The sequence below is a fragment of the Trebonia kvetii genome, from assembly GCF_007827045.1.
In the GTDB taxonomy this organism is placed as follows: Bacteria; Actinomycetota; Actinomycetes; order Streptosporangiales; family Streptosporangiaceae; genus Trebonia; species Trebonia kvetii.
Genome location: NZ_RPFW01000005.1, coordinates 366,489 through 392,565, shown reverse-complemented (window position 1 = coordinate 392,565; position 26,077 = coordinate 366,489). Strand labels below are relative to the sequence as shown.

Annotated in this window: 27 protein-coding genes; 6 read left to right on the top strand and 21 right to left on the bottom strand. The window is 69.5% G+C overall.

The genetic code is table 11. The annotated features are described in order from the left end of the window. Positions 1 to 22 precede the first annotated feature (22 nt). The 11 genes from EAS64_RS26920 to EAS64_RS26870 form a co-directional block, all read right to left on the bottom strand. Positions 23 to 1,327, bottom strand: coding sequence for an amidohydrolase family protein (locus tag EAS64_RS26920; protein WP_145857431.1), 1,305 nt, complete (start codon positions 1,325 to 1,327; stop codon positions 23 to 25). Positions 1,328 to 1,412: 85 nt separating this feature from the next. Continuing rightward, the gene (locus EAS64_RS26915; RefSeq protein ID WP_145857428.1) at positions 1,413 to 2,702 is read right to left on the bottom strand and encodes a cytochrome P450; all 1,290 of its coding nucleotides are present in this window, start codon (positions 2,700 to 2,702) and stop codon (positions 1,413 to 1,415) included. 5 nt (positions 2,703 to 2,707) lie between these two features. Next, complete coding sequence (locus EAS64_RS26910) at positions 2,708 to 3,523, bottom strand: mycofactocin-coupled SDR family oxidoreductase (RefSeq protein WP_145857426.1); 816 nt, start codon at positions 3,521 to 3,523, stop codon at positions 2,708 to 2,710. A 689-nt stretch (positions 3,524 to 4,212) separates the two neighbouring features. Beyond that, positions 4,213 to 5,223 (bottom strand): DUF2889 domain-containing protein, encoded by a 1,011-nt coding sequence (locus tag EAS64_RS26905; protein ID WP_145857424.1) that lies wholly within the window; start codon positions 5,221 to 5,223, stop codon positions 4,213 to 4,215. A gap of 10 nt (positions 5,224 to 5,233) precedes the next feature. Continuing rightward, entirely contained in the window at positions 5,234 to 7,726 is a 2,493-nt protein-coding gene (locus tag EAS64_RS26900; RefSeq protein WP_145857422.1) for a CaiB/BaiF CoA transferase family protein, read from the bottom strand. A 12-nt stretch (positions 7,727 to 7,738) separates the two neighbouring features. Further along, entirely contained in the window at positions 7,739 to 8,581 is an 843-nt protein-coding gene (locus EAS64_RS26895; RefSeq protein WP_187366206.1) for an SDR family oxidoreductase, read from the bottom strand. Next, the gene (locus tag EAS64_RS26890) at positions 8,565 to 8,993 is read right to left on the bottom strand and encodes a MaoC/PaaZ C-terminal domain-containing protein (protein ID WP_222849634.1); all 429 of its coding nucleotides are present in this window, start codon (positions 8,991 to 8,993) and stop codon (positions 8,565 to 8,567) included. The genes EAS64_RS26895 and EAS64_RS26890 overlap by 17 nt, the downstream gene beginning before the upstream one ends. Next, positions 8,990 to 9,439 (bottom strand): FAS1-like dehydratase domain-containing protein, encoded by a 450-nt coding sequence (locus EAS64_RS26885; protein WP_145857418.1) that lies wholly within the window; start codon positions 9,437 to 9,439, stop codon positions 8,990 to 8,992. The genes EAS64_RS26890 and EAS64_RS26885 overlap by 4 nt, the downstream gene beginning before the upstream one ends. Before the next feature lie 141 nt (positions 9,440 to 9,580). Further along, entirely contained in the window at positions 9,581 to 10,945 is a 1,365-nt protein-coding gene (locus EAS64_RS26880; protein WP_145857416.1) for a cytochrome P450, read from the bottom strand. A gap of 17 nt (positions 10,946 to 10,962) precedes the next feature. After that, the gene (locus EAS64_RS26875; RefSeq protein WP_145857414.1) at positions 10,963 to 11,157 is read right to left on the bottom strand and encodes a ferredoxin; all 195 of its coding nucleotides are present in this window, start codon (positions 11,155 to 11,157) and stop codon (positions 10,963 to 10,965) included. A 64-nt stretch (positions 11,158 to 11,221) separates the two neighbouring features. After that, a complete protein-coding gene (locus EAS64_RS26870) occupies positions 11,222 to 12,082 on the bottom strand; it encodes a mycofactocin-coupled SDR family oxidoreductase (protein ID WP_145857412.1) in 861 nt (286 codons plus the stop codon). A 141-nt stretch (positions 12,083 to 12,223) separates the two neighbouring features. Between EAS64_RS26870 and EAS64_RS26865 the strand changes: the two genes are divergently transcribed. Beyond that, on the top strand, positions 12,224 to 13,660 hold the full coding sequence (locus EAS64_RS26865) for an aldehyde dehydrogenase family protein (protein ID WP_145857410.1): 1,437 nt from the start codon (positions 12,224 to 12,226) through the stop codon (positions 13,658 to 13,660). Between the two features lie 25 nt (positions 13,661 to 13,685). Beyond that, positions 13,686 to 14,585 (top strand): SDR family NAD(P)-dependent oxidoreductase, encoded by a 900-nt coding sequence (locus tag EAS64_RS26860; protein WP_145857407.1) that lies wholly within the window; start codon positions 13,686 to 13,688, stop codon positions 14,583 to 14,585. A 42-nt stretch (positions 14,586 to 14,627) separates the two neighbouring features. Here the strand turns inward: EAS64_RS26860 and EAS64_RS26855 are convergent, their stop codons facing one another. Next, entirely contained in the window at positions 14,628 to 15,470 is an 843-nt protein-coding gene (locus EAS64_RS26855) for an IclR family transcriptional regulator (RefSeq protein WP_145857405.1), read from the bottom strand. Positions 15,471 to 15,639: 169 nt separating this feature from the next. Here EAS64_RS26855 and EAS64_RS26850 point away from each other — a divergent pair, with 169 nt between their 5' ends. Beyond that, positions 15,640 to 16,212 carry a VOC family protein gene (locus EAS64_RS26850; RefSeq protein ID WP_222849633.1) on the top strand — a complete coding sequence of 191 codons (573 nt, stop codon included), beginning with the start codon at positions 15,640 to 15,642 and terminating at the stop codon, positions 16,210 to 16,212. On the opposite strand, the gene EAS64_RS26845 is transcribed toward EAS64_RS26850, so the two are convergent. From EAS64_RS26845 to EAS64_RS26805, 9 genes are all read right to left on the bottom strand, one after another. After that, positions 16,199 to 17,014 carry a MerR family transcriptional regulator gene (locus tag EAS64_RS26845; RefSeq protein WP_145857403.1) on the bottom strand — a complete coding sequence of 272 codons (816 nt, stop codon included), beginning with the start codon at positions 17,012 to 17,014 and terminating at the stop codon, positions 16,199 to 16,201. The genes EAS64_RS26850 and EAS64_RS26845 overlap by 14 nt on opposite strands. 30 nt (positions 17,015 to 17,044) lie before the next feature. Then, on the bottom strand, positions 17,045 to 17,524 hold the full coding sequence (locus EAS64_RS26840) for a GyrI-like domain-containing protein (protein WP_187366205.1): 480 nt from the start codon (positions 17,522 to 17,524) through the stop codon (positions 17,045 to 17,047). 202 nt (positions 17,525 to 17,726) lie between these two features. Further along, positions 17,727 to 18,143, bottom strand: coding sequence for a PIN domain-containing protein (locus EAS64_RS26835; RefSeq protein ID WP_222849632.1), 417 nt, complete (start codon positions 18,141 to 18,143; stop codon positions 17,727 to 17,729). After that, positions 18,140 to 18,361: a type II toxin-antitoxin system CcdA family antitoxin gene (locus EAS64_RS26830; protein ID WP_145857399.1), complete on the bottom strand. Its 222-nt coding sequence runs from the start codon at positions 18,359 to 18,361 to the stop codon at positions 18,140 to 18,142. Before EAS64_RS26830 ends, EAS64_RS26835 begins: the two co-directional genes overlap by 4 nt. Positions 18,362 to 18,424: 63 nt before the next feature. Continuing rightward, the gene (locus EAS64_RS26825; protein ID WP_222849631.1) at positions 18,425 to 18,856 is read right to left on the bottom strand and encodes a VOC family protein; all 432 of its coding nucleotides are present in this window, start codon (positions 18,854 to 18,856) and stop codon (positions 18,425 to 18,427) included. Positions 18,857 to 18,859: 3 nt separating this feature from the next. Next, positions 18,860 to 19,558, bottom strand: coding sequence for a dienelactone hydrolase family protein (locus EAS64_RS26820; protein WP_145857395.1), 699 nt, complete (start codon positions 19,556 to 19,558; stop codon positions 18,860 to 18,862). Between the two features lie 53 nt (positions 19,559 to 19,611). Then, the gene (locus EAS64_RS26815) at positions 19,612 to 20,844 is read right to left on the bottom strand and encodes a CaiB/BaiF CoA transferase family protein (protein WP_145857394.1); all 1,233 of its coding nucleotides are present in this window, start codon (positions 20,842 to 20,844) and stop codon (positions 19,612 to 19,614) included. A 29-nt stretch (positions 20,845 to 20,873) separates the two neighbouring features. Beyond that, the gene (locus EAS64_RS26810; RefSeq protein WP_145857392.1) at positions 20,874 to 22,562 is read right to left on the bottom strand and encodes a thiolase C-terminal domain-containing protein; all 1,689 of its coding nucleotides are present in this window, start codon (positions 22,560 to 22,562) and stop codon (positions 20,874 to 20,876) included. After that, positions 22,528 to 23,748 carry an amidohydrolase family protein gene (locus EAS64_RS26805; RefSeq protein WP_145857390.1) on the bottom strand — a complete coding sequence of 407 codons (1,221 nt, stop codon included), beginning with the start codon at positions 23,746 to 23,748 and terminating at the stop codon, positions 22,528 to 22,530. The genes EAS64_RS26810 and EAS64_RS26805 overlap by 35 nt, the downstream gene beginning before the upstream one ends. Before the next feature lie 89 nt (positions 23,749 to 23,837). On the opposite strand from EAS64_RS26805, the gene EAS64_RS26800 reads away from it, so the two are divergent. Genes EAS64_RS26800 through EAS64_RS26790 form a run of 3 tightly spaced genes read left to right on the top strand, consistent with a single transcriptional unit; the run spans position 23,838 to position 26,076 of the window. Beyond that, positions 23,838 to 24,113 carry a hypothetical protein gene (locus tag EAS64_RS26800; protein ID WP_145857388.1) on the top strand — a complete coding sequence of 92 codons (276 nt, stop codon included), beginning with the start codon at positions 23,838 to 23,840 and terminating at the stop codon, positions 24,111 to 24,113. After that, a complete protein-coding gene (locus EAS64_RS26795; RefSeq protein ID WP_145857387.1) occupies positions 24,110 to 24,586 on the top strand; it encodes a pyridoxamine 5'-phosphate oxidase family protein in 477 nt (158 codons plus the stop codon). The genes EAS64_RS26800 and EAS64_RS26795 overlap by 4 nt, the downstream gene beginning before the upstream one ends. A gap of 17 nt (positions 24,587 to 24,603) precedes the next feature. After that, positions 24,604 to 26,076, top strand: coding sequence for an aldehyde dehydrogenase family protein (locus EAS64_RS26790; RefSeq protein ID WP_187366204.1), 1,473 nt, complete (start codon positions 24,604 to 24,606; stop codon positions 26,074 to 26,076). Position 26,077: the final 1 nt, after the last annotated feature.

The window sequence follows — 26,077 nt, the reverse complement described above, 5'->3', positions numbered from 1 at the left end:
GAGTTCCGTCAGTCAGGATTCGTCAGCTCGCCGTCTTGCTGGGCTGCCGGTCGACCGCCAGCTTCTTGCTCGCGTCGAACCCGGCCACCTTGGCCAGGGTGCCGCCGAGGATCGCGGCGCGGTCCTCGTCGGACACGGTGCTGTCAAAGTGCTCGGCGATGACCTCTTCGGTGCCGTTGAAGGTGCCCTCGGCGTGCGGGTAGTCGTTGCCCCAGACCACCGTGGACACCCCGGTGATGTGCCGGGCCTGGACCGCCACCGGGTCGTCGGCGAACTGGATGTGGAACTGCCGCCGCACGTACTCGGTCGGCTTGAGCGGGTACGGCCACTTCTCGTTGATGTTGAACAGGCGGCCCATGGCGGGCTGCTCGTAGGGCGACTTGCCCTCCTCCCAGAAGCCGAGCCACCAGTTCGGGTCCTGGCCGGTGCCCCGGCGCCACGACTTGTCCATGAACGCCATGTACGACACCAGCCAGCTGGCGCCGAACTCGACCAGGGTGAACTGCAGGCCCGGGTGCCGCTCGGGAACCCCGCCGCCGATCAGGTCGGCCATGATCTTCGACGGGCTGGCGGCCGCGGTGTTCCCGCCGCCCATGGTGCGGCCGGCCACCATGTCATCGGTCAGCTGGCCCTTGCCCATGTTCATCGCGGTCATCATGCCCTTGACCGTGCTTCCGGTCTTGGACGCGTCTTCCTTGACCATGACACCGCCAGTGGCCACGTGGAAGAAGATCGGCAGGCCGTGCGCCTCGGCGCAGTTCCAGACCGGCTCGTACCTGCGCGACCAGTACGGCTCCGGCGGGATTTCCGGGATCATGATCGCCTGCAGGCCGAGCTTGACCGACCGCTCGATCTCGGCCACCGCGTCCGCGATGTTGGTCAGCGGAATGGCCGCGACGGGGCGCATCCGGTCCTTGTACTGCAGGTAGGTCTCGGCGACCCAGCTGTTCCATGCCCGCGCGTGGGCGATGGAGAGCTCGTGGTCGTCGGTGAACAGCACGAACAGCGCCAGGTTGGGGAAGTACACGGCGGCGTCGACGCCTTCCATGTCCATGTCGGCGATGATGTCATCAGGAATCCAGCCCGGCGTCGTGCCGTCATGGCCCTCGAACTGGCGGTACTTCGACACCGTCCAGCCGTCAAAGCCAATCGTGTGCAGCTTCCTGAACTCGGTGTGCCCGCCAGGGACGATCGGCTCCTCGAGGGTGAACTCCTCCTCCCACAGCGCGCGGTCGCGCATGTTGGCGGGGAGCCGGCTCTTGAACAGGTCGGGCGGCTCGATGATGTGGCAGTCGCCTGAAACGAGGAACTCTTTGTACGCGGCCATCGGCAGGCCTCTCCCTTGAGCAGTTACCTGGACACCAGATAGTCGGGCTTCCATGTATTAACATAGAGGCGGATGCGGGCGGCGGTCAACCCGTGTTGCCGGGGCCGCAGGGATCGAACTCGATGTGCAATTCCTCCATCGCCCGCAGCATCCAGGTCGGCTCGTAGCTGAATCGGCGGTCGGCGGCCGGGCCGTGATGGGTCTCCGACAGGCGGATGTTGCGGGTGCGCCGCAGCAGGCGCTCGATGGTGATCCGGCCTTCGGCGCGGGCGAGCGGGCTGCCGGGACACGTGTGGATGCCGCGGCCGAAGGCGAGGTGCTGCCGCGCGTTGGGACGATCGGCCTGGAACTCGTCGGGTGACGGGAACTTGCGCGGGTCGTGATTGGCCGCGCCAAGAAGCACCGCCACGGTGGATCCGGCTGGGATGCTGACGCCGGCGACCGTGCTGGTGTGCCGGGCGAGCCGGCAGTCGGTCTTGGTCGGCGATTCGATCCGCAGCGTCTCCTCGATCAGGTTGGGTATGCGCTGCGGATGCTCGCGCAGCTCGTCCTGCAGTGACTGATCCTCGGCGAGGTGGCGGACCGCCTGGGCGAGCATGCGGGCCGAGGTCTCCTGGCCCGCGGCGAACAGGAACGTGGCCGTGCGCACCACGGCGGCCACCTCGGGCGTGGAGCCGTCCGGGTACTTGGCCAGCGCGAGTCCGGACATGACGTCGTCGCGCGGATTGCGCCGCCGGTCCTCGATGTAAGCGGTGAACGTGCCCGCCAGCCAGCGGAGCGAGTCACCCTGGGTCGGCCGGTCCGGCTGCCGCAGGTTACCGGCACCGTCGCTCAGCCCGAAGCCGGCTCGTATCTGGCCGAAGTCCTCCTCCGGCACGCCGAGCAGTTCGGCGATGACCAGGGTGGCCAGCGGGGAGGCGTACTCGTGGATGAACTCGCAGCGGCCCGCGCCGATGACGGACTCGAGCTGCTGGTCGGCCAGGACGCCGATGAACTCCTCGTTCTCGCGGAGTCTGCCCGGCGTCAGCAGCCGCATCAGCAGCGCGCGCTCCCGGGTGTGGGCCGGCTGGTCCATGGTCACCATGTGGTCGTTCTGCGGCAGCCGGTGCCGGTGCCGCTCGATGAGCTCGCTCACGTCGTCGCCGGAAAACGGCTCAGGGAAATCAGCGAACGGGCCCACCACCGTGACGCAGGCTGAGAAGTCATCGTGCCGGCGGAGGATCTCGGAGGCTTCCTCGTATCCGGTCACGGCGACGACGTCGTGATGCGGGGTCGGCTGCACCGGGCACTGCGATCTCAGCTCGGCCAGGTATGGGTACGGGTCTTGCGCCAGCGATTCGTCGGCGAACCAGTTGCGCGGCTCATCACCCGTCATTTGGGCTACCGCCTGTTCAGCGAGCCGGCGTCGACCGGCAGCACCGTGCCCGACACGTACCGTCCCTCGTCGGACACGAGCCAGGCGATCGCGTTGGAGATGTCGATCGGCTCGACCATCTCGACCGGCAGCGAGTTCGACATCGCCCGCGCCAGCGCCGGATTGACCTCGAAGAGTCGCTCGAGGGAAACGTTGGCCGCCATCGGCGTGCGGACGGCGGTCGGCGCGATGCAGTTGACCCGGATGTTGTGCGGGCCCAGGTAGTTGGCCCAGCTGCGCATCAGCCCGACGACGCCCGTCTTCGCCGCCGTATAGCCGAGCAGCCCGGTCTCGTTGGTGCCGACGCCGAGCAGGCCGGCGGTCGAACTGGTGAGCACGATCGAACCGCCCCGGCCGGCCTCGATCATGGCCGGAATCGCGATGCGGCCCGTATTCCAGACGCCGGTCAGGTTGACCGCGATTACGTCGTGCCAGTCCTGGTCGCTCGAGTTCGGGCCGCCGACGCCGATGCCGGCGTTGGCCAGCACGATCCGCGGGACCCCGAGCTCGGCGATGCCGTCCTCCAGGGCGCTGCGCAGGCCCTCGACGTCACGCACGTCGGCCTGGCGGGCGACGATCCGCCGCCCGGTGGCCTCGACCTCTTTCACGGTCTGCGCGAGGTCGTCTGGGGTGGACATCGCGTAGGACACCGAGGAGATCTGCGCGCAGATGTCGACGGCGATGATGTCGGCGCCCTCCTGCGCGAGCCGAACCGCATGACTTCGACCCTGGCCCCGCGCCGCGCCGGTGATGAACGCGACCTGACCCTCAAGCTTGCCCACGTGCCCACCTCACTCAAGCCAATCACGCGTGAACGTAGTCAGGCGCCTGGCCCGGGTCAACGGGCACGTGCCGGCCAACGGAACGCTAGCTGTCAGGCCGGTCGGCCCTTCATGGGAAAGTCCCGCCCGGCGTAGCCGGGCGGGACTGGTGGTCAGGGTCAGTGGGCAGACTGGAATTCGTGGATGGGCACCCGGGCGAAGATGGCGTCGGTGAACGGGGCCGCGCTGTCGCGACCGTCCGACCAGACCACGTAGACGTTCCCGTTGGCCAGGTCGATCGACCGTCGCGGTGAAAACGAGATTGTTCGGATCGCGGGGGTTGACGGCGATGGTGGGCCGGCCGTTCAGGTCAGTCGGTGAGTTCGTCACGTTGACTTCGAGTGCTTGGTTACCGCCGCCTTGCCCGCTGGCTTGGGACGGTGCGGCGATTGCGACGGAAGACCCGCCGAGCAGGGCCAGCACCGCCACGACGGACAGCACGAACGTGCGCCGCCGGCCGATTCTGAATCTTGACTTCTGAGAGAAAATCTCGGGTTTCGGCATGTGATCCCTCATGTTCACTTCGTCGGAAATAGGGCTCGCGTCGCACGCCTGCGTTCCGAGGCTAGAAGTGAGCACCGGGCATTACATGGACCCGGAGGAGACAATCACCGCCGACCGCTGGTACTTGGGTACCAGGTGCGTCCTGATCACGATAGCTGCCTGGCGAGGGCGGGGACGGCGGTCAGCGCCCGGAGCATGTCGTTGAGGTGGGTGCAGCCGAGCGGGCCGCGCAGCCGCTCGAGCACCGCGCCGCGCAGCCCGCTCAGCGGCAGCCCGGCCAGGGCGGTGACGTTGACGACGGCCAGCGGGCACTCGTCGTAGGGCAGCACCCGCGGCACCGGGGTCACCGCGCGCACGGTCCCCGTCTCCAGGTCGGCCTCCGCGGTCAGGGTGTACTCGTGGATCGACACCCGCCCGCCCTCGGGCAGCGTCGAGGAGTCCTGGAAGAACGCGTCGACGTGAATGACCGGGCCGGCCAGCCACACGTCGATGCGGCGGGCGCGCCGCATGGCCACCCCATCGGGGTGTGCGTGATGGTGCCACGCGAGGTCGTCGTCCACGGCGTCGATGTCCACCGCGAGCCGGCGGTCCTGGCGCCAGCGCAGGGTTCCGTCCGGCTGCAGCGCGCTTGAGCCCTGCTGGTAGCCGGTGCACACGTCGGTCATCACCCGCTGCGCGACGTCGGCCTTGATCTCCAGGTAGCGGTCCATGTCGTACCAGCGCTGCCAGGCGGCCCCGGAGACCAGGGTCGCTCCTGGCACGTCGTCGAGCAGCTGGTACAGCGGTGTCCCGGCGGCGGTCCCCTCCCCGGTCGCACCAGCTACCCCGGTCGCGGCCAGCCGCCGCCTGAACCCCGACATCGCCGACTCGCCCGCCAGGCCCCGCAGCGCGCCATCGCCGGCCGCCGAGCTGACCTCCTTGATGACCCGGCGCGGGTCGGTTACCATGCGCAGCGAGGCCGCGGCGAGGACCGTCGCCGTGCCGTCGCCGCCGGTGCGCAGGTCACGCGCGCGCCCGTCAAGGACCGTGTCCCCTTCCATGCCGTCGGGCCAGGTGAAGTCCATGGTGACGGTGCGGCGGACGGACCCGGGCCGGCGGGCCGGCGCGGATGCCACCGAGCCGCGCGGCTTCAGGGCTTCAGGAACCGGGATGGCCATGTGTCCTCCTTTACCGCACGACGTCGCGCTTGCGCAGGCCGGCGATCTGTTCGTCGTCGTAGCCGAGCTCGCGCAGCAGCGCGTTCGTGTGCTGCCCGAGGCGGCAGCCCGACTCAGGCTTGGTCGCGGACCGGGAGAAACGGTTGAGCGGTGCCGCCCTGCGGTGCTCATCGAAGATCGGGCTGACCACGTCGGCGGCGTAGCCGGCCTGGTAGAACTCGTCGTCCTGCATCCGCCACTCGGCGTTCACCTGGGCGACGGCGACGCAGCCGACGTCGGCGGCGGTCAGCTGCGCTTCCCATTCGTCCTTGGCCCTCGTCACGAAGATGGCTTCGAGCGCCGCCGTGAGGGCGGCGGCGTTGGCCGCGCGGCCGGCCTCGGTGGCGAAGCGCTCGTCGGAAAGGCTTCCGTAGCCGGCCAGCGCCTCCGCCAGGGCGGGCCAGTCCCGCCCGGCCGGCGCGGCGAGGAACACCCACCCGTCCGCCGCGCGGTACATCCGGTACAGCGGGCCGAGTCCGCGGAACTCGTCGTCCACTCGGCTTAGCGGCTGGCGGCCCTGATAGCCGGTGTTGCGGCTGATCAGCGCCTGGGTGCAGCTGCCGAGCATGGTCGTGGTCAGGTCGGTCAGGGTGATACCCCGCTGCCTGGCGTACAGGCCGAGCAGCAGGCCTGAGGCCACGCCGAGGGCGGCGATGCCGTCGGACTGGACGGCAGGCACGGTGCCGCCCGCCCGCAGGTTGCGCGCGCCGCTCAGCAGCTGCTCGCGGGTTTCCGGGCGCGCGCCGCCGAGCGGTGCGTCGGTCAGCGAGACCCCGGACGCGGCGCCGATCGACGGCGCGTAGGCGGGCTTGCCGCCGTACGGCCCGTCGATGCCGTATCCCGGCGCGTTCAGGTACACCAGGTGCGGGTTGACGGCCTTGAGCGCGGCCTCGTCGATCCCGATGCGGGCCGCCACGCCGGCCCGGTAGCACTGCAGCACCACATCGCAGAGCCTGGCGATCTCGTGGACGATTGCCAGGCCCTCGTGCGTGCGGATGTCGAGCGCGATGCTCTCCTTGCCCTGGAGCACCTTGCCGCCGCCCGCCTCGGGGAAGGCCATCATCCCGCGGATGGCGTCGCCGTCAAGGGGCTCGATCTTGATGACGCGGGCGCCAAGGTCGGCAAGCACGGTCGCGCCGAACGGGGCGGCGAACATGCCGCCGAGTTCGAGCACCGTCACGCCGGCCAGCGGACAGGCGGGGCTGGCGGGCCCGGCACCGCGCTCCACCGTTCCTCCTGCTTCATGTCGTGCGTCCTGCGGCACCGCGGCGCCGGCCAGCCGGCGGATCTCGGCGGCGTCCTCATCCAGCCGGGGTGCGCGGCGGATCTCGGTCAGCGGCCGGCGGCCGGCGTGCACCATGGTGGAGGGCTGGCGCACCGGCCCCAGGTCGGGGTCGTTGACCGTGACCACGCGGCCCTCGTGGACAAGCTGCGGGTGCGCGAGCGCCTCATCCGGCGTGCGGAACTGCTCGGCGAACACGTTGGAGTTGCGGTCGAACACCGCTTCCCACTCCGCGAGCGTCCGCTCCCCCACTTTGGCCAGCATCTTGTCCCACCACTCCTGGCGCAGCTCCGGCGTCGGCAGGTCGGGGAAGCCCGCCCATTTCGGTTCCCGCACCTCGTCCGCCAGGCCCAGTTCCTCAAGGAATGCCCGCGTGAGGTGGGGTGCCGACTGGGCGAACTGCAGCCAGGTGCCGTCCTTGGCGGCCGCGACGAGCAGGGCGTACATCAGCCGGGTCTGCGGCCGGCCCTGGTCGTCGAAGGCGTCGGGCAGCGGCTTGAATGCCTCCGGGTAGCGGCGCAGGATCATCTCGTAGAACCAGTTATAGGTGTCCATGGCCCCCACGCCGGACACCAGGTTGGCCTCCACCACCTGCCCGAGCCCGCTCGACTCGCGCTCGAGCAGCGCGGCGAGGATGCCGTGGACGGCGGTCTGCCCGGCCGCGAACGAGGCGTAAGGCACCGACACGTATGCCGGGTCTGGGCCGGACGTCAGCTGCCGCTTGGAGTGCAGCACGCCCGTCTTGGCCATGATCAGCGCCTCGTAGCCCTTGTAATCAGCCCATGGGCCGCGGCTTCCCCAGCCGGTGATCATCGCCGCCACCAGCCTCGGGTAGTCCGCGGCGAGCCGCTCGGCGGACAGGCCGAGCCGGACAGCGGCGGCGGGGCGCATGGTGGTGACCAGCACGTCGGCCTGACGCAGCAGCCCGTTGAGTACGGCCCGGTCGCCGTCGGCACTGTCATCGTCGCGGTGCAGTTCGAGCGCGATGCTGCGCTTGCCGCGCAGCAGTCCGGGCCAGCCGGGGTCGGACCGCAGCGGGCTGCCCTCCGGCCCTTCGACCAAGATGACGTCGGCGCCCGCGTCCGCGAGAAACTGCGTGGCCTGGGCGCCGGGCAACGTCGTCGACAGGTCGACGACGGTGAGCCCGGCAAGAGGCCCTTCCTGGGCGGTAGTGACGGTCACGAACGGCTCCCCTCAGGCCGGCCGGGTCGCCGCCACGATCCCGCCGTCGACAAGCAGGTCCGTGCCGGTGATGTAGGAGGCGCGGTCAGAGGCGAGAAACTCGATCGCGTCGGCGGTCTCGACCATGGTGCCCTCGCGGGCGATCGGCAGCTGCTGCATCAGGTTCAGCTTCACCTCGCGGCTTGGTCCGTCCAGCTCCTTGGCGCCCATCGGGGTGGCGATCGGCCCCGGCGACATGGAGACGATCCGCGCGCCCTTGGCGCCCCAGGCGCCCGCCCGGCGGCGGCACATCCGGTTTAGTGCCCACTTGGACAGTCGGTAGGCCTGCAACGAGGTCTGCTCCTCCTTGGCGATCACCTCGTCAAGGCGGTCGAAGAACCCCGGTGCGAGGGGGTCGTCGAGTACGGCCACGATGTCCGCGGCCGGGTACTCAAAAAGATGGCCGGCCGACGAGGAGACGAACACCGCCGCGGTGCCCTGGACCGCGAGTTCCAGGCAGGCCCGCTCCATCAGCGCGGTCCCGATGAGGTTCACGCCGAAGATCTGGTGCCAGTCCCCCATCGACGGCGAAAGCCCGGCCACGTGCGCCAGCGTGCGCAACTGACCTCGCTGTGCCACGAATTCGGCCAGCCCGGCCACCGACCCGGCATCGGTCACGTCGAACTGCACCGCCACCGCGTCGATGCCGTCCTCGCGCAGCGCCGCCTCGCGGTCCGCGTTCTTCCCGGCCGACTGGCTCGCCAGCACCACCCGGTGCGACTGGCCGAGCCGCCTGGCAGTCGACATGCCCATCCCGCCGCCGCCGATCACCAGCGCGATCGGCAGTCCGGGGCGCTCGTTAGTTCCTGTCTGCACTGCTGTCCTCGCTAACCGCGAACTCGGCGAGTCCGCTGATGGCCACGCGGCCGTCGTCCTTGCGCAGCTGGACGGCCAGTTCCACCCGGGTTTCCCCATCGCAGTCGAACCGGCGGACCACCTCGGCCGAGGCGGTCAGCCGGTCGCCGCGGTACACGACCGCCGCGAAGCGGGTGCGGAAGCGGCGCACGGTCTCCTCGCCCAGGTGCTCGGTGCAGTAGGCGGCCAGCCAGCCGGCGCCGAGCATGCCCACGCTGATCGCGGCGGGGAACCCGGCCGCCCGCGCGAACTCGTCGTCGTGGTGAATCGGGTTCATGTCTCCGCTCGCGCCCTGGTAGCGGACGATATCGGTCATCGTGACCGGGCCGAAGACGCGTTCCGGCAGCCGGGCGCCGGGGGCGAGCCCGGTCACGAGCCCTCCTCCGCTCCGGCGGGACGCTTTACGTAGGCCGAGGTGTAGTGGCACTCCGCCCGCAGGTCGCCGCGCTCGTCATGGAAGGAGACGGTGAACCGGATCACCACCATGGGCCGGCCGTCGCGGGTCCGCTTCACGGTGATGTCGCTCAGCCGCTCGGCGGTGCGCAGCGTCTCCCCCGCGTGCGGCGGCGTCCCGTGGTACACGTACTCCTGCTCGAGCGACAGCAGGCTGCCAAGGTCGGCCCGCACCCCGGCCTCGGCACAGGCCCTGAGTACCTCGGGTGACCGCACCGTGTCGCCGATGGGCATCCAGAACACCACCGTCGCCAGGAACGTGGGCGGGACAGGCGCCTTCGGATCGTCCAGGTAGGCCGGGCGGGCAGCCCCGGTCGCCGTCGCGTACTCGCGGATCTTCCCCCGCTCGATCGGCATGATCGTCATCGGCACGCCCCTCGGCTGTCGGCATCGGCTAACTTAAGAGTTTGTCATTAATAGTTAGCTGATCTGACCCTATACGAAACACCCCCCGGCGCGCTAGCCGCGCCGGGGGTGTTTCACTGCCTGCCTGGAGGGAGCCAGACGTTACTTCTCCTTGCCAGCCCCCTTGCGGTCGGTGACCGGTTCCGCAAGCCCTTGCTCGTCGACCGCCACCTGCATCCGGGCGATGGTCTCCACCAGCCCGTCACCGATCCGCGGGCCGGGGGTGAAGGTGGCGGGCAGGTGCTTCATGCCCTGGATGATGCCGATCGTCTGGTAGTGCTCGGCGCCCGCGGGGTCGCAGACGTAATCGGGCATCCGGTCGAGTACCGCGATGACCATCCGCTTGAACACCATGCGGGCCACGTTGGACCCGATGCAGCGGTGCAGGCCGAGGCCGAAGCTGTGGTGCCGGTTACCGGTGCGGTCCAGCTCAACCTCATTGGGGTTGGGGAAGACCTCAGGGTCGCGGTTGGACATCGCCCACGACAGCCAGAGCCGCTCGCCCTCCTTGAACTCCTGGCCCGCGATCACGCAGTCCTGGGAGATGGTGCGCCCGTCGCCGGGTGCCGGGGTGAAGAAGCGCAGGAACTCCTCGGTGGCCGGGTTGAGCAGGGTGTCCCGTTCGGCCGACAGCCGGGCCCGCTCGTCCGGGTGCTCGGACAGCCACTCGAGCGAGCGCGCGGTCAGCGCGGTGGTGGTGTCGAACCCGCCCCCCATGAGCAGCGCGATGATCCCGAGCAGCTCGAAGTCCGGCGGCACGGCGCCGTTGATCTCGCCCCGCGCGAGCGCGTCGATCAGGCCGGGCCTTCGGTTGGCCCTGATCTCCGCGAGCTGGGCGAACATGTCATTGCGCATGGCAAGGCGTTCCTCGGCGATCCGCGCCTGGTCGGGCGAGTTCGGCGAGGTGTAGACCGAGGCGTGGATCGGCTCGACGTAGATGTCCCAGTTCTTCAGCGGCATCCCGAGCATCCCCATGGTGAGCACCGCGGGGACGATGTTGGCCAGGTCGTCGACGAAGTCGATCCGGCCGGTCTCGATCTTCTCGTTCAGGCTGGCGCGGACGAGCTCGTCCACCAGTGGCTGCCACCGGGCCACTGCGGCCGGCGACAGGTACGGGTTGAGCAGCTGCCGGTAGTGCCGCTGCTCGGGCGGATCCATCTCCAGGAAGCCGCCGCGGAACCCCACCTCGGGGGTCGGGATCGAGATGCCCTTGTAGCCGCGCCGCTCGCCGGCCGGGTCGTGGTCGTTGGACACGTAATCGGCCGACCGGGCCAGCTCGAAGACCTCCGAGTGTCCGGCCGCGACCCAGTGGCCGCCGTAGGTGTCGCTCCAGGCGACCGGGCACTTGTCCAGCATGTCCGCGGTAACGTCGGCGAACTGCTCCCGGTACTCGGGCGTGTGCCGGTCGAAGTGGTAGCGGTTCTTCTTCCGCTCGGCGTCCTCGCCGACGACGGGTTCGGTGGTCATGGGGGCCTCCTGCCCGGCTAAGGGATGACCGAGATTGCTTGTTCCGGACATGAGCGGATCGCCTCGGCCGCCTTGGACTCCAGGTCGGCCGGGACCTCACCGTCGATGGCGGTGGAGTGGCCGTCCTCGTCGTCCAGGGTGAACAGGGCGGGGGCGATCATGGAGCAGAGCGTGTGCCCCTGGCACCGCTCCGGGTCGACGCGCAGCTTCACGCCGGGTTTCCCTTCTTCTTAGTCCGAACGGGTGCGGCTGACCGTGGCCCCGTCCCGAATTCCGTCAGGCGTGGTAGTCGTACCACTTGAGGTACCCGCCGGCGTCCACCCGCAGCTGCACACCGGTCACGTAGCGGGCCTCGTCCGAGGCGAGGTACAGCACCGCGTTGCTGATGTCCACCGGCTCGACCCACGGGATCGGCATCGCCTGCTGTACGTGGTAGGCCGGCAGCGCGTCCTCCAGGGTCGGGTGCTCCAGGTCGGGCCGGAAGGACCGGAACATGGGCTCGACGCGCATCATGTCGGTGTTCACGTTCGTGGGGTGGACAACGTTGGCGCGGATCTGCCGCGGGGCCAGCTCGCGGGCCAGGTCGTGCATGAAGCTCGACACCATCCGCTTGGCCACCATGTAGGCGATGCCGCCGGAGTCGGTGCCCACCTGCTGCATCGGCAGCGTGTTCATGAAGGCGGCGGTGGAGCCGGTCGCGATGATCGAGGCGCCCGCCTGCAGGTGCGGCAGCGCCGCGTGGACGGCGTTGATGATGCCGAGCCCGTTGGTGTCGAACACATCAGCCCAGGCATGCAGGGGCTGTTCGCTCTTCTGGCCGATGACGCCGGCGTTGGCAACCACGATGTCGAGTTTGCCGAACTCCGCGATCCCGCGGTCGATCGCTTCCACAAGCTGCGCCCGCTCGCGCACGTCGGCCTGCACCGCGACCACCCGGCGGTCCAGGGCCTCGATCAGGCGGGCGGTCTCCTTGAGGTCGTCCGGGCTGGCCAGGTGGTAGGGGAGGCTGTCGACGTCATGGCAGATGTCGACGGCGATGATGTCCGCGCCCTCCTCCGCCAGCCGCACCGCGTGGCTCCGCCCCTGACCGCGGCCGGCCCCGGTAATGAAGGCCACTTTGCCTTGGACGCGTCCCATGGGTATCCCTTCCTGGATGCTTCCTGCCTGAATGCTTCGTTGATGCAAGAAGCTAGCGCACACTCATTACTACAAGGATGAATAGTACTCTGATTATACTTTTACGGAAGCCCCCCGCGCCGGCGCGAGAAGGAGACCTGGATGCACCGCATGCTCATCGACGGGAAGCTGGTCACAGCCGACCGCACCTACCCGTCGGTCAACCCGGCCACCGGGCAGGTACTCGACCACGCGCCTGACGCGTCGGTCGCCGACGCCCAGGCCGCGATCGCCGCCGCACGGCGGGCCTTCGACACCACCAGCTGGGCGACGGACGCCGAGTTCCGCGCCCGGTGCCTGGACCAGCTGCACGCGGCGCTGGTCTCGCAAAAAGAAATGCTACGCGAGCTGACCATCGCCGACGTGGGCGCGCCTCGGGTGCTCACCAACGGCCCGCAGCTCGAGGAAGCCATCGAGATCGTCAGGTACTACGCCGACCTGCTCCCCGGCTACCCGATGACGCAGGAGCTCGGGCTGACCGAGTTCCGCGGCCAGCAGCACCGCCGCTGGGTAGAGAAGGAGCCCGCCGGCGTGGTCGCCGCCATCATCGGCTACAACTACCCGACCCAGCTCGCGCTGGCCAAGCTGTCCCCGGCCCTCGCCGCCGGCTGCACCGTAGTGCTCAAGGGCGCGCCGGACACCCCGCTGATCACGCTCGCGCTCGGCGAGCTGATCGCCGAGCACACCGACATCCCGGCCGGCGTGGTCAACATCCTTACCTCCACGGACGTGGCCGTGGGCGAGGCCCTCACCACCTCACCCGACGTCGACGCCGTCACGTTCACCGGCTCCACCGCGACCGGCCGCCGGATCATGGCGGCGGCAAGCTCGACCGTCAAGCGCGTCTTCCTCGAGCTCGGCGGCAAGTCCGCCCTTGTCGTGCTCGACGGCGCCGACCTCGCCGGGCCGATCGGGACCGCCGCGTTCGCGACCTGCTCGCACGCGGGGCAGGGCTGCGCGATCCCGACCAGGATGCTGGTGCCGCGCGCGCAGCATGACGCGATCGTCGCCCAGGTCGCCGGCGCGATGGGCCATGTCACGTACGGCGACCCGTCCGACGGTAACAACTACATGGGCCCGCTGATCAGCGAGCGGCAGCGGGACAAGGTGGACGGCATGGTGCGGCGCGCCGTCGAGGCCGGCGCGACCCTGGTGACCGGCGGCCAGAAGGTGGACGGCCCAGGGTACTTCTACACCCCGACGGTGCTCACCAATGTGGACCCGGACAGCGAGATCGCGCAGGAAGAAGTGTTCGGGCCGGTGCTGGTGATCATCCCGCACGACGGCGACGACGACGCGGTTCGGATCGCCAACAACTCCATCTACGGCCTGTCCGGCGCGGTGTTCGGCCCGGAGGAGCGCGCCCTCGCGGTCGCGCGGCGGATCAGGACCGGCACCATGGGCGTCAACGGCGGCGCGTGGTTCGGCCACGACGTGCCGTTCGGCGGCTACAAGCAGTCCGGAATCGGCAAGGAGAGCGGCGCCGCCGGGCTCGAGGAGTTCCTCGAGTCCAAGTCGCTGGCCATTCCGGTCTCCTAGCCGGCCTCGCCACCGAGGAGAGCTGATGGAACGCCAGAACGAGGCAGGTCTTTCCGGCAAGGTGGCGATCGTCACCGGCTCAAGCCGCGGCATCGGCAAGCGCACGGCACTCGCGCTTGCCCGCCGCGGCGCGCGGCTGGTGGTCACCGCCCGCACCGTCGAGGAGTCAGGCGGCGAGCTGCCTGGGACCATCGGCCAGACGGTCAAGGAGATCGAGTCCCTCGGCGGCGAGGCGGTGGCGGTCGCCGCCGACCTGTCGGACGAGGGGCATCTGGAGCGGATCGCGCGCACCGCCATCGACCGCTTCGGCGGCGTCGACATCCTCGTCAACAATGCCGCCGTGACCGTCGGCTATAACTGGTCGGCGCCGTTGCTTGAGATGCCACGGGCCGACTGGCTGCACCACTTCGCGGTCAACGTGCACGCACCGTTCACCCTGGCCCAGCTGGTGGTGCCGAGCATGGCAGCGCGCGGCGGCGGGCGGATACTCAACGTCACCACCGGCAGCGCGGAAGCGCACCGTCTCATCGAGGAGCCCTCGCCCGCGTCCAGCGTGCGGTATTACCACGGGGACGAGACCGGGGGCATCCCGGCGCCCGGCGCCAGCATGAACATCCCCGCACTGTGGTCGCCGGCCTACTTCGCGAGCAAGCGGGCACTTGACCGGATGTCCAACGTCCTCGCGCCGCAGCTGGTGGCCAAGAACGTGTTCATCATGGGCGTCATGCCCGGATGGGTGGCCACCGAGAGCGCCGAAGCGAACACCGAACTCGGGGAGCGGCAGGACGCGAAGATGGTGTCGATGGACGTCCCGGCCCGGGTGCTTGCCTACTTCGCGGCCTGCGAGAACCCGCTGGAGTACACCGGCCGGGTCTTCTTCGCCGAGCGCGAGCTAACCGAACTCGGCCTGGAGACCGACGACTGACCGGCGGCCCGGCGGTGCCGCCCGGTCCGGGAAGGCCGGGTGTCAGCGCCGGGCGGCGCCGGCGCCGGCGCCCCGCAGGGTGAGGTTGGCGTTCCAGATCGCGGTCGCGGTGCCCTGAACTGCCTCGGTGACCACGCTCCAGCGCATGCGGCCGGCCGGCCCGGTGACCGAGACGGCCGCTATCGCGTGTCCTGCTGAGCCGCGGATCGGCGCCGCGACGCACTCCAGCTCGGCGTAGGCTTCGCCGCGGTCGAACGCCACCCCGGCGCCGCGGACCCGCTTGAGCTCGGTCCACAGGGCGACCGGCTCGGTGATCGTCTTCGCTGTCTTCCGCGGCATCGGTCCGGCGGTCAGCGCACGCATGGCGTCGTCGTCGTAGGCCGCCATCGCCTTGCCGAGCGCGGTGCAGTAGGCGGGCTTGCGGCCGCCGCGGCGGGTGGGCAGCCGGATCGGGCCGACCACGATCCGCTCCAGGTACACCACCTCGGTCCCGTCGAGTATGGCGAGCTGCGCGGCTAGCCCGGTGCGCGACGCGAGCGCCTGCAGGTGCGGGAACGCGGCCTCGTGCAGCCGGTTCCCGTCCACCGCGAGCGTGCCGAGCTCGAACATCCGCAGGCCGATGCGGTAGCCGCCGCGATCCCGTTCGAGCCAGCCAACGTGGCATAGCTGGTCGACCAGACGGTGCAGTGTCGACTTCGGCAGCCGCGTACGCTTGTTCAGGTCGGCCAGGCTCAGCACGTGCTGGCCGCCGTTGAACGCCTCCATGATGGACGCGCTCCGCCCAAGGACGGTGTGCTCGGGAGGCCGGCGGTCGCCGTCTTCCTCCCCGCGGGCCCGCGGCATCGGGGACACCCGCGGCCCCGCGCCCTCGACCATCGATGTCATCGACACAGCCTACGCCCCTTCATCGGAATCAGGCTGAAATCATATTAATGAGTATTCTATTAATAATCTGCTATCTGGCGCCGCGCTGTCAAGAGCAGCGGGAACGGATGAGTTCCGCTTGGCGGGACCGGCGCTGGACGGACTGCCCACGTCGGCGCACAGTCGTTGGATGCGATCGCTGAGTGATCTCTTCCGCTACTTCGTGCAGCTCGGGTACGTGACCGACGACATCGACGCGGCGGCCGCGTACCTCGAGTCGGCCATGGGCACCGGCCCGTGCGTCAAGAGCTACGCCTCGTCGCTGGGGGGCGGGCGGCCGCCGGCCAGCGCGAGCGACCCCCGGACCGCGTTCGTCGTCGTGGACGGCCGCCCGGCCGACGAGTGGCGGATCGACGTCGCCCTGGTCAACGCGGGCCCCACCAACCTGGAGGTCATCCGCCCGGTGGACGGCGCGGTCGATCTCTACCGGGACGCGGTGCGGCCCGGAGAGCCAGTCACCCTGCACCACGTGGGCTTCGTGGTCGACGACTTCGATGAGGCGTCCGCCGTCGTCGCCGCCAGCGGCCGCACCTGGAAGCAGTTCGGCGACAACGGCACGATCCGGTTCGGCTACCTGGACATGCGGGCTGAGCTCGGCCATTTCGTGGAGGTCATGGAGCTGGGGCAGCCGGCCGAGCGGTGGCTCGCCCAGATCGACGCCGCCTGCGCGATTGCAAATTGCTCGTCAACTAATCCACGATGACGAAAGGCATGGCGACATCGCAGACCTGCTGGTCGGCGGTGGCGAATAGCGGCTCGACATCGGCCCGGTAGACCTCTCTGGGCGCTCCGGCTTGCCTGCGGCCCGGCGCTGCTACCCAGCGCGCCAGCTGGTCATAGACCGACCAGATCGCCGGAATCTCGAAATGCGCCTTGCTTACCGAGATGAAGGCTTCCTGGTGCGCGGGCTCGATCCGCCAGGCCAGCTCGGCCGGATCCTCGGGCGGCTGCCCGACCGGAACGCACACTTCGACCGGACCGTCACTGTCGGCGGTGACGATGCCGTGGAAGATAACGAAACGCTCGGCCGCCATGCCACCGCATCGCGCGGCGTTTGCGCTGAGCCGGGCGGCGGCTTCCCGGGTCCAGGTCAGCTGATCGATGTAGACGTGCCGCTGCTCGGTAAGCACCGTCTGTTCCGCTACGTCCCGTTCGCGGACAGCCAGCTCTGGGGCGGGTATCACCGACGCGGCTACGCTTGGGCTGAGAATGCCCATTAGCTGCCGCTGGGCGGCGAAACGGCTTTCCACCGACGCCCAGTACGTGTCGATGATTTCGGCGCCTTCGGTGCGGGACGCGGACACCACCTTGCCAACCTCCGACAGGGGCATTTCCAGCATGCGCAGCATGACGATCAGGCGCGCAGTATAGAGCTGACTCTCGTGATACCTGCGGTAACCATTTCGCTCATCGACAGCTATGGGCCGCAGCAGCCCCAGGCGCTCATACAACCGGAGCGCCTTTAGCGAGAGCTGGGAGCGCCGGGAGAACTCGCCGATCGTCATCTCCGATGCTGGACGGCCCACATGAGATGTCTACCGCACGGGGAACGCCACGTCGAATACCTCGTCATCTGCTGCGGCGGAGAAAAAGTCGGTCCAGTACGTTTCCCGGGGCGCGGCGGCGACTTCCAGGCCCTGGCCTTCGATCCAGTTCTCGATCCCCACGTAGACGTCACCGATCTTGCCGGACTGCACAGTTTGCTTCTGGACGCGCACATAGGCTTCCCGGTGCGCGGGGATCATCCGCGTAGCCACGCCGTCCGGTGCTGTTCCGCCTGCATGCAGGGGGGTACAGCAGTCGACTGCTGTCTCGCCCTCGTTCGGGTTGCCCTCGTAGATCACGATGAACACCGGCTCGTCGGCCACATGGTTCCGGAGCAGATATGGCTGCTCCACCGTCCCGGCGGCCTCTCCGGCAGCCTTGTGGACCCGTGCCATCGCCTCGGGAAGCCAGCGCTCCAAGGCTTCCTGGTCGACCATCCGCTGCTCGGTGACGACGATCTGCTCTGGCACCTCTCGCGTCCGAACGTCCATGGCACACCCTTTCGTGTTCGCGCCTACCGACGCGCCTAGGATCCAGCCTGCCCTTAGGGCAGGGTCAAGTGTGCTCGGATGAAACGACGTCTTGAGTAAAGCAGGATGCCCGCAACGCCAAGGCCTGCAGCCGTCCCCATATCCAGGCGAAGGGGACGGCTGCACGGGACGTGCCGGGCCGTCAGGGAAGTGACTGCACGGTGATGTTCGGATAAGGCGCGGCGAGCGACGCGAGGTCATCGGGGTCGCCGGTGAGCACGACGCCGCCGCCAGTCTCTACGGCCGCCGCGACCACGTGCGCGTCGGCCAGGTAACGAGAGTCCGCCTTCGCCCCGGTGAGAACGCCGCCCACCAGGCGCGCCAGCGATCGATCGGTGTCACGGACCCGGATCCCCGTCTCGCGTGCCAGGCAGGCGTCCACCGCATGATTGCGGCCGGCGCCTCGGTAAAGCTCCGCGAGGATGACCGCGGGAACGATCACGTCCCTGTGCATGAGCGCGGCGGCTCGCATAGCGGCCCTGACCTCCTCCTGCCGCCTCGACGGCCGGCCGCCCAGCGTGGCCAGGGCCTCGGAATCGAGGATGAGCGCGCGGCTCACAGCAGCTCCGTGTACTTCGCGACGAGCGCTTCGTCAACCGGCCCGTATTCGGCGTCAAGCGAGTCGAGCATGCCCGTCAGCAGGCGGTTTCGCCGCCGCCGCTCGACCTCAGCCCGGATGGCCTCGTTCACCTGCCCGGACAGCGCCTCGTCAGCGGCCTCGAGCTCCGCGACAAGATCCTCGTCAAGCGAGACGGAGACTTTCCGCTTTGCGGTCATACCAGAAGAGTACCACGGTATTACCGAGCCTCTTGTGCCGGCACGGTAGGGCACGCCTTGCCGTTAGCTGGCGGTACGGGTGCGGAGGTAGCCCTGGAACATCTCCGCGACCTTCTCGTCGAAGTACTCGACGCGGACGCCGTGCAGCGCCTCGGGACGAGTGAGGACCACTCGCGGCACCCCGTTGTCCCCGGGTGCGATCAGGTCCACCTCGTTGCCGAAGAGCGCGCAGCGCCCGGCCATGTCCTGGTCGGAGACGCCGATGTGGTGAAAGCCCTCTGGCTGCTCCGGTGACCAGCTGCCGGACCCGGTCATCTCGCACAGCTCCAGGTAGGGCGGGCCCTGGAGCGAATAGCAGAACCTGGTCGTCTCGCCGGTGGCGATCTGCTGGCTGTGCACCGGCTCGAATTCCACCCCGAGCTTGGCGGTGAAATCAGCGCGCGCGGCCTCGACGTCCCTGACCAGGATCCCGATGTGGAAAAACGGCTCGTTCATCATTTATGCACCCATTTTCGCTGAGAGAAAGGTTATGGCGTCATTCCAGGCGGCGTGACCCGCCTCTTCGTTGCGCATTGGGCCCCACGGGCAGGTGAACGAATGGCCCGCGCCTGAATACAGGTTGACCTGAGCGTCGACGTCCCAGTCGCTGATCCGGGCCCGCATGTCCGCGAGCAGGCCGGGAGTCAGCAACTTGTCCTCGTCGCCGTAAATGAACAGGGCCGGGCAGGTTAGTTGCCAGAGCAGGTCGATGGGGTGGACGGGCGTCCGCGGGCTCAGCGCCGCGAACACCGGCTGGCTGGGAAAGTACAGGACGGCTGCCGCCAGGTCGCCGCGCAGGCAGGCGGCCAGCCAGGCCAGCGTTCCGCCGGTGCAGTAGCCCCAGACGGCGACCCGCCGCGGGTCGACGCGCGGCGTCGACCGCAGCGCGTCGACCGCCGCAGCCAGGTCACGGGCCCCGCGGATGAAGTCGAGCCCGCGGATGTAGCCGGTCACCTCGGTGAAGTCGTCGTAACTGTCTTTGCCTGCCGGGCCGTCGCCGCGGTAGTAATCCGGCACCGCGACGGCGTACCCGAGCTCAGTCAGCCGCTGCTTGATGCCGCGGATGAACGTGTTCACCCCGAAGGCCTCAGCGCCGAGCACCACGGCCGGGTGCGGCCCGTCCCCATCGGGCAGGACGATCTCCGCGGCATCCGTCATCGCACGCTCCACAGGGTGTCCGGGGTTCCCTCGCCGGCGGCGCCGGGGGGCGGTCAGGTGATCGCGCCGGCGATCTTCAGCTCGATCAGCCGCTCGTCGCTGAGGCCGAGCTCGCGCAGCACCTCGTCGGTGTGCTCGGCGAACAGCGGGCCGCGGCTCAGCGTGGCCGGGGTCTCGTCGAACTGGACGGGGCTGGCGACCAGTTCGCGGCGGATGCCGTCGGCGTCGTCGAAGCTGCCGATCATGCCGTTCGCCCGCAGCGACACATCGTTGGCGACGCCCCAGGAGTCCTGCACGATGGCCCACTGGCCCTCGATGCCCGCCAAGATCTCCAGCCACTCGTCGAACGTCTTCTCGGCCATGACGCCCGCCACCAGCTCGCCCGCGGCCGGGGCGTTGGCCATCAGCTTCTCCACCGTGTTGAAGCGCTCGTCAGTGATCAGCTCTTCGTGGCCGCTGGCCTTGCAGAACTCCGCCCAGTAGCGGCCGGGCTGCAGCATCGAGAACAGGATCCAGCGGTCGTCCGACGTCCGGTACGGGCCGATCAGGGGGTTCCTTGCCGAGCCGTGCCGCGGCACCGGGGGCCGGGGCGGCACTCCCCCCGCCTGCAGCGCCAGGTTCGCGGTGAACTGGGTGGCCCAGGCGCCCACGCCGAGCAGCGACACGTCGATGACGGAGGTCTCGCCGGTGGTGGCGCGGGCGTACAGCGCGGCGGCGATGCCGCCCGCGATGGTCATCCCGCCGATGTTGTCGCCGTAACCGCCGGCCGGCATTGGGGACAGCCGGTCGGCGCCGGCCGGAGTGGCTCCGGCCCCGCTGCCGCCCCGCGCCCAGAAGGCGGTCATGTCGTAGCCGCCCTTGTCCGCCTCGGGGCCGCGCGCGCCGAAGCCTGAACCGCGTACGTAGATGATGTCGGGGTTGACCTTGCGGACGTCCTCGAGGTTGATGCGCAGCTTGGCCCGCGCTCCGGGCAGGAAGTTGGTGATGAAGACGTCGCTGCGCTTGATCAGCTCGTCGAGCACTGCCCTGGCCTCCGGCACCTCCAGGGCGAGGCCAACGCTGCGCTTGCCGCGGTTGGGCCCCTCGAAGATCGGGGAGAACCTGCTCCCCTTCATGATCGCGTCCACCCCGAGTACGGTGGTCAGGCCGCGCTGCCCGTCGCCACGCTCGGCGTGCTCGACCTTGGTCACCTCGGCACCCCAGTCCGCCAGGATCGCGCCCGCCGCGGGCACGAAGGTGAACTGGGCCACCTCGAGGACGCGCACGCCCCGCATCGGCTGCAGCATCAGTAGTCCTTCCTCATTAGTCCGCGCCGCTAGGGACGCCGCAACAGCAGCGCGCCGCCGGGCGCGCCGCCCCCTGTCGTTACCACCGCGGTGCGGGCGCCCGGGACCTGACGGCCCGCTGCCTCGCCACGCAGTTGCAACATCGCCTCTCTGACGTGCCCGAAACCGTGCAGGCGGCCTGCCGACAGCTGCCCGCCGTGCGGGTTAAGCGGCAGCCGGCCGCCGTCGAGGGCGATGCCGCGGCCCTCGTCGATGAAGTCGCGGGCGCCGCCGGGCTCGCAGAACCCGAGCGCCTCGATCCAGGACACCGCGTTGAACGTGAAGCCGTCGTACAGCATGGCCACGTCCACGTCGTCCGGGCGCAGGCTGGTCCTGGTCCACAGGTGCCTGGCCGGCCCCTTGGTCTGCGGCTCGTGCGACAGCGTGTCCTGGTCCCAGCTCAGCCGTTCCATCATCTGGGTGCCGACCGCCTCGACGAGCACCGGGGGGCGCGGCCGGTCGGCGGCCGTCTCGACCGCGGAGACGACCACCGCCACGGCGCCGTCGACCGGCACGTCGCAGTCGTAGAGCCCGAACGGCGTGGTCACCATCCGGGCGGCGAAGTAGTCGTCGATGGTGATTGGCTCGCGGTAGACCGCTTCCGGGTTGCGGGCGGCGTTGGCGCGCGAGTTGACCGCGATCCAGCCGAGCATTTCGCGGCCGCCGCCGTAACGGTGGAAGTAGTGCGACGCGTGCACCCCGATCCAGTTCGCGGCCGATGCCGCGCCGAACGGCGTGAGGAACTCGGTCATCCCGGTCGCGCGCGACGGCGGCTGCGCCCACTTGCCCGCCCGCACCAGGGCCGCGAACGACGACTCCCAGAGCGTGCGGTAGCACAGCACGTGGCGGCACAGCCCGGAGGCGACCGCGAGCATCGCGGCGACGATGGCGCCGCTCTGCCCTGGCGTGTCGCCCGCGCCGTTGATCCAGGTCGGCTTCAGCTGCAGCGCCTCGGCGAGCGGGCCGATGCCGCCCTCGGAGAAGCCGGGCGACCCCATCCGGCTGGGGTAGGTGGAAAGTCCGTCGATCTCGTCGAGGGTGAGCCCGGCGTCCGCCACCGCGGCCAGGCAGGCGTCGGCGGTGAGGCGCAGCGGGTCGACCATGAGCCTGCGCCCGACAGACGACTGGCCGACCCCGGTAAGCGCAACCCGTTCCTCAAACTTATGGGCGGAAACCATCGGGCGGGGCGCGCCGATGTCACGGACAGCGGGGACGGCGAGCGTCTGTCCCGCCCGGTCCGGGTCGGGCTCGAACAGCGGGATGTAGACGTCGCCCGCCTTCTCGAACAGCACCCGGACGGGCAGGCCGACGCGCACGTCGTCTGCCGGGCAGCCGACGATGTTGGTGGTGAGGCGCGCACCGTCGTCCTCGTCAAGCGCCACCACGGCGATGACGTAGGGCGGCGGGAAGTCCGCCAGCCACTGCTGGTGGTTGACGGTGAACCCGGCGACCACGCCCCGGCCGGAGACCGGGGCCATGGTCATCTGGTCGCCGCGGCAGGACCGGCAGCGGGGCAGCGGTGGGTGGGTGTAGGCGCCGCAGTCCGCGCAGCGCGCGATGCGCAGCACTCCGTCGCTGCCCGCTGTCCAGAACTCGGCGCTGGCCAGGCTGGGCTGGGGAAGAGGTCGCTGGATGACGGTTTCCTCAGAGACGCGGGAAGTTGAGGACTGCACGGGCATTGAGCTCGACGATCTTGTGCGCCTCGTCGTCGGGCACATCCCGCAGCGACTCCGCGATCTGCTTGCGGCTGTTGGGCCAGTTGCTGTCCGAGTGCGGGTAGTCGATCTCGACGCAGATGCGGTCGATGCCGATCTCGCGGCGGTTCTTGATGCCGATCTCGTCCTCGATGTAACAGCCCCAGAAGTGCTTGTTGAACAGGTCGCTCGGCCGGGTGTCGAAGTCGATGGGCTGGTAGTAGCGGTGCCGGGACCAGACCTGGTCCATCCGCTCCCTGATGTAGGGGAACCAGCCGATGCCGCCCTCGGCGAGCATGAACTTGAGCTTCGGGTGCTTCTGCAGCTGTCCGGAGAAGACCAGGTCGGAGGCGGTCCACATCAGGTTGGTGGCGTAGACGACGAAGGAGGTGCACGTCGGGGCGTCGTCGTCGTTCTTAACGTTCCCGTCGGTGCGGGCCGAGACCGATTTGAACTCGCCGCCCCGGTAGTTGGGCGACAGCATCTTGGCGGAGGCCGAGAAGCCGGGGACGAAGCTGCCGGAGCCGAAGTGCAGGCTGACCACGACGCCGGTGTCCTCGAAGACGTCCCACAGCGGGCCCCAGTGGTCACTGTGGAACGACGGCAGGCCGAGCGGCACCGGGCTGTCCGGGAACGACACGACCCGCGCGCCCTTGGCGGCGACCCGCTTCAGCTCGGTCACGCAGCGCTCGATGTCCCAGATCGGCAGCAGCGCCAGCGGCACGTACCGGCCGGGGGCGCTGCCAGACCACTCGTCGATGCTGAAGTCGTTCCATGCCTGCAGGGACGCGAACGCCAGGTCCTTGTCGGTCGCGTTCAGGAACACGCGGCCGCCGAAGCCGGGAAAGGAAGGGAAGCAGCAGGCGGCATGGACGCCGTCCACGTCCATGTCCTTGACTCGCTCGACCGGGTCGTAGCAGCCGGGGATCATGTCGTCGAAGCGCAGCGGCTCAAGGCCATACTGCTCGGGCGTCTTGCCCGCCACCGCGTTGAGACCGATGTAGGGGAAGACCTTGTCCTCGAAGTGCCAGATGTGGCGGCCCTTCTCGTCCTCGACGATGCGCGGCCCTTCCGCGAGGTACTTGGCGGGCAGGCGGTCGGAGAACACGCGGGGATGCTCGATCAGATGGTCATCCACCGAGATGATCTGCATGTGGTCCTGGAGCGGCATCGTCCCATCCTTCGCTTTCGTGCAGTGGGTCTATCATATAACCTATTGTGCTATCTGGTAAAGGGAACTGCGACGCTGGGAGGCCCCGCGTGGGGGATGAGCTCGCTCGTGACGAAGACGACCACGACCTGCTGACTTTCAATGAATCCGCCATCCGGCTGCGCGAGGAGATCGCCGCGACGGAGGCGGCGCTCGGCGAGAGCCCGACGGCGGAGCGGCGGGCCGCCCTCGAGGCACGGCTTGCCGCCCTGGCGGGCGCGCTCGAGCGCAACACCCGGCTGGCGGGCAAGAACCCGGGAGGAACGGGCTTCCTGAACTATACGCCGCCCCCCCGCGCCGCTGCGGAAGGCGAGGGACAGGCATGACGGAGCGGGCACAGCGCCGCGGCCGGGCCATCGCCATGACGGCGACGGAGGTCGACGAGTTCCTGACCGCCGAACGGACCTGCCGGGTGGCGACCTCAGGCAAGGACGGGCGCCCGCACGTGGTGCCGTTGTGGTTCGTCTGGGACAGCGGCGCGCTGTGGCTGAGCTCGGTGGTGCGCAGCCAGCGGTGGACCGACCTGATGCGCGACCCCCGGGTCGCCGTCGTCATCGACGCGGGCGTCGGGTACATGGAGCTGCGCGGGGTTGAGCTGTCCGGTGAGGTAGTCCCGGTCGGTGACATACCGCGCACCGCCACCATCGATCCCGTCCTCGACCAGGTGGAACAGCTGTTCGCCGACAAGTACACCGGCGGGGTCAAGGCACCGGCCGACGGCCGCCACGCCTGGCTCAGGCTGACCCCGGAGAAGCTGGTCAGCTGGGACTTCCGCAAGCTCGCCACCCTGTCCAGGTAACAGAAAGGCCCCGTGCCGTGCTCTCTTACCAGCTCTACATCGACGGTGCGTGGACCGGCAGCGACGGCGATGCCGTGCTGACGGTGCTGAACCCGGCGACCGAGGAGGCCATCGGCACGGTCCCCGAGGGGACGGTGGCCGACATCGACCGCGCGGTCGCGGCCGCCAGGCGGGCCTTCGACGAGGGCCCGTGGCCGTGGCTGGCCCCCCGTGAGCGCGCGGCCATCCTGCTCAGGTTCGCCGAGGAGCTGGAGGCGCGGACGGCGGACCTGGTCGAGCTCAACGTGCACGAGGTGGGCTCGATCCGCTCCTGGGCCGAGTTCCTCCAGGTCGGGCTGCCGATGCAGCACCTGCGGGACATGGCGGAGCGAGTGCTGCCGCAGTACCCGTTCGAGAAGCCGATGGCGCCGACCTACGGCGGCGGCACCTTCGGCTCGTCGCTGGCCCAGGGGGTCGTCCGCCGCGAGCCGTACGGCGTCGCGGCGCTGGTATCGGCCTACAACGCGCCCACCATGCTGAACCTGGTCAAGCTGGCGCCGGCGCTGGCGGCTGGCTGCACGGTGGTGCTCAAGCCCGCCCCCACCACCCCGCTCGAGACGTTCGTGCTCGGCGAGGTGGCCGACGCGGCGGGGCTGCCGCGGGGGGTGCTGAACATTGTGACCGGCGACATCGCGGCCGGGCAGGCGCTGACCAGCCACCCAGGGGTAGACGTGGTCAGCTTCACCGGGTCGGACGCGGTGGGCCGCCTCGTGTACAGCCAGGCCGCCCCCAGCTTGAAGAAGGTGATCCTGGAACTGGGTGGGAAGTCGGCCAGCATCATCTTGCCGGACGCCGACCTCGACCGGGCGGTGCCAAGCGTGGTGGTGAACATGACCGCGCAGGCCGGGCAGGGCTGCTCGCTGCTGACCAGGACTCTGGTGCACGAGTCGCTGTTCGACGAGCTCGTCGGCCGGGTCAAGACGGCGCTTGACGCGGTCAAGGTGGGCGACCCGGCCGATCCGGCGACCACGATGGGACCGCTGATCAGCGCCGCCCAGCGGGCCAAGGTAGAGGGGCTCATCCAGGCCGGGCGGGACGAGGGAGCCCAGATCGCCTACGGCGGCGGGCGGCCGGCCGGGCTTGACCGCGGCTTCTTCGTCGAGCCGACGCTGTTCGTCGACGTCGACAACTCGATGACGATCGCGCAGAAGGAGTTCTTCGGCCCGGTCGGCGTGGTGATCCCGTTCAAGGACGAGCAGGAGGCGGTCCGTCTCGCCAACGACAGCGAGTTCGGGCTGGCGGCCGGCGTGTGGGCGGCTGACCCGGTGCACGCGTACCGGATCGGCACCCGCATCAGGGCCGGGCTGATCTACATCAACGGCGGCGGGGCGGGGTCCAGCCCGCACACCCCGTTCGGCGGCTACAAGAGCAGCGGACTCGGCGTGGAGCGCGGCGAGTACGGGCTCGAAGAGTTCCTGCTGGCCAAGAGCATGATCTGGAGCGCCCGCTGAC

What these genes read in the sequence shown, in the direction of transcription:
- EAS64_RS26850 (WP_222849633.1), top strand. Translation starts at nt 15,640, where the DNA reads ATGCGATCGCTGAGTGATCTCTTCCGCTACTTCGTGCAGCTCGGGTAC.
- EAS64_RS26855 (WP_145857405.1), bottom strand. Translation starts at nt 15,470, where the DNA reads ATGACATCGATGGTCGAGGGCGCGGGGCCGCGGGTGTCCCCGATGCCG.
- EAS64_RS26880 (WP_145857416.1), bottom strand. Translation starts at nt 10,945, where the DNA reads ATGACCACCGAACCCGTCGTCGGCGAGGACGCCGAGCGGAAGAAGAAC.
- EAS64_RS26920 (WP_145857431.1), bottom strand. Translation starts at nt 1,327, where the DNA reads ATGGCCGCGTACAAAGAGTTCCTCGTTTCAGGCGACTGCCACATCATC.
- EAS64_RS26795 (WP_145857387.1), top strand. Translation starts at nt 24,110, where the DNA reads ATGACGGAGCGGGCACAGCGCCGCGGCCGGGCCATCGCCATGACGGCG.
- EAS64_RS26820 (WP_145857395.1), bottom strand. Translation starts at nt 19,558, where the DNA reads ATGACGGATGCCGCGGAGATCGTCCTGCCCGATGGGGACGGGCCGCAC.
- EAS64_RS26810 (WP_145857392.1), bottom strand. Translation starts at nt 22,562, where the DNA reads ATGCCCGTGCAGTCCTCAACTTCCCGCGTCTCTGAGGAAACCGTCATC.
- EAS64_RS26845 (WP_145857403.1), bottom strand. Translation starts at nt 17,014, where the DNA reads ATGACGATCGGCGAGTTCTCCCGGCGCTCCCAGCTCTCGCTAAAGGCG.
- EAS64_RS26815 (WP_145857394.1), bottom strand. Translation starts at nt 20,844, where the DNA reads ATGCTGCAGCCGATGCGGGGCGTGCGCGTCCTCGAGGTGGCCCAGTTC.
- EAS64_RS26860 (WP_145857407.1), top strand. Translation starts at nt 13,686, where the DNA reads ATGGAACGCCAGAACGAGGCAGGTCTTTCCGGCAAGGTGGCGATCGTC.
- EAS64_RS26915 (WP_145857428.1), bottom strand. Translation starts at nt 2,702, where the DNA reads ATGACGGGTGATGAGCCGCGCAACTGGTTCGCCGACGAATCGCTGGCG.
- EAS64_RS26830 (WP_145857399.1), bottom strand. Translation starts at nt 18,361, where the DNA reads ATGACCGCAAAGCGGAAAGTCTCCGTCTCGCTTGACGAGGATCTTGTC.
- EAS64_RS26885 (WP_145857418.1), bottom strand. Translation starts at nt 9,439, where the DNA reads ATGACGATCATGCCGATCGAGCGGGGGAAGATCCGCGAGTACGCGACG.
- EAS64_RS26870 (WP_145857412.1), bottom strand. Translation starts at nt 12,082, where the DNA reads ATGGGACGCGTCCAAGGCAAAGTGGCCTTCATTACCGGGGCCGGCCGC.
- EAS64_RS26805 (WP_145857390.1), bottom strand. Translation starts at nt 23,748, where the DNA reads ATGCCGCTCCAGGACCACATGCAGATCATCTCGGTGGATGACCATCTG.
- EAS64_RS26825 (WP_222849631.1), bottom strand. Translation starts at nt 18,856, where the DNA reads ATGAACGAGCCGTTTTTCCACATCGGGATCCTGGTCAGGGACGTCGAG.
- EAS64_RS26905 (WP_145857424.1), bottom strand. Translation starts at nt 5,223, where the DNA reads ATGGCCATCCCGGTTCCTGAAGCCCTGAAGCCGCGCGGCTCGGTGGCA.
- EAS64_RS26865 (WP_145857410.1), top strand. Translation starts at nt 12,224, where the DNA reads ATGCACCGCATGCTCATCGACGGGAAGCTGGTCACAGCCGACCGCACC.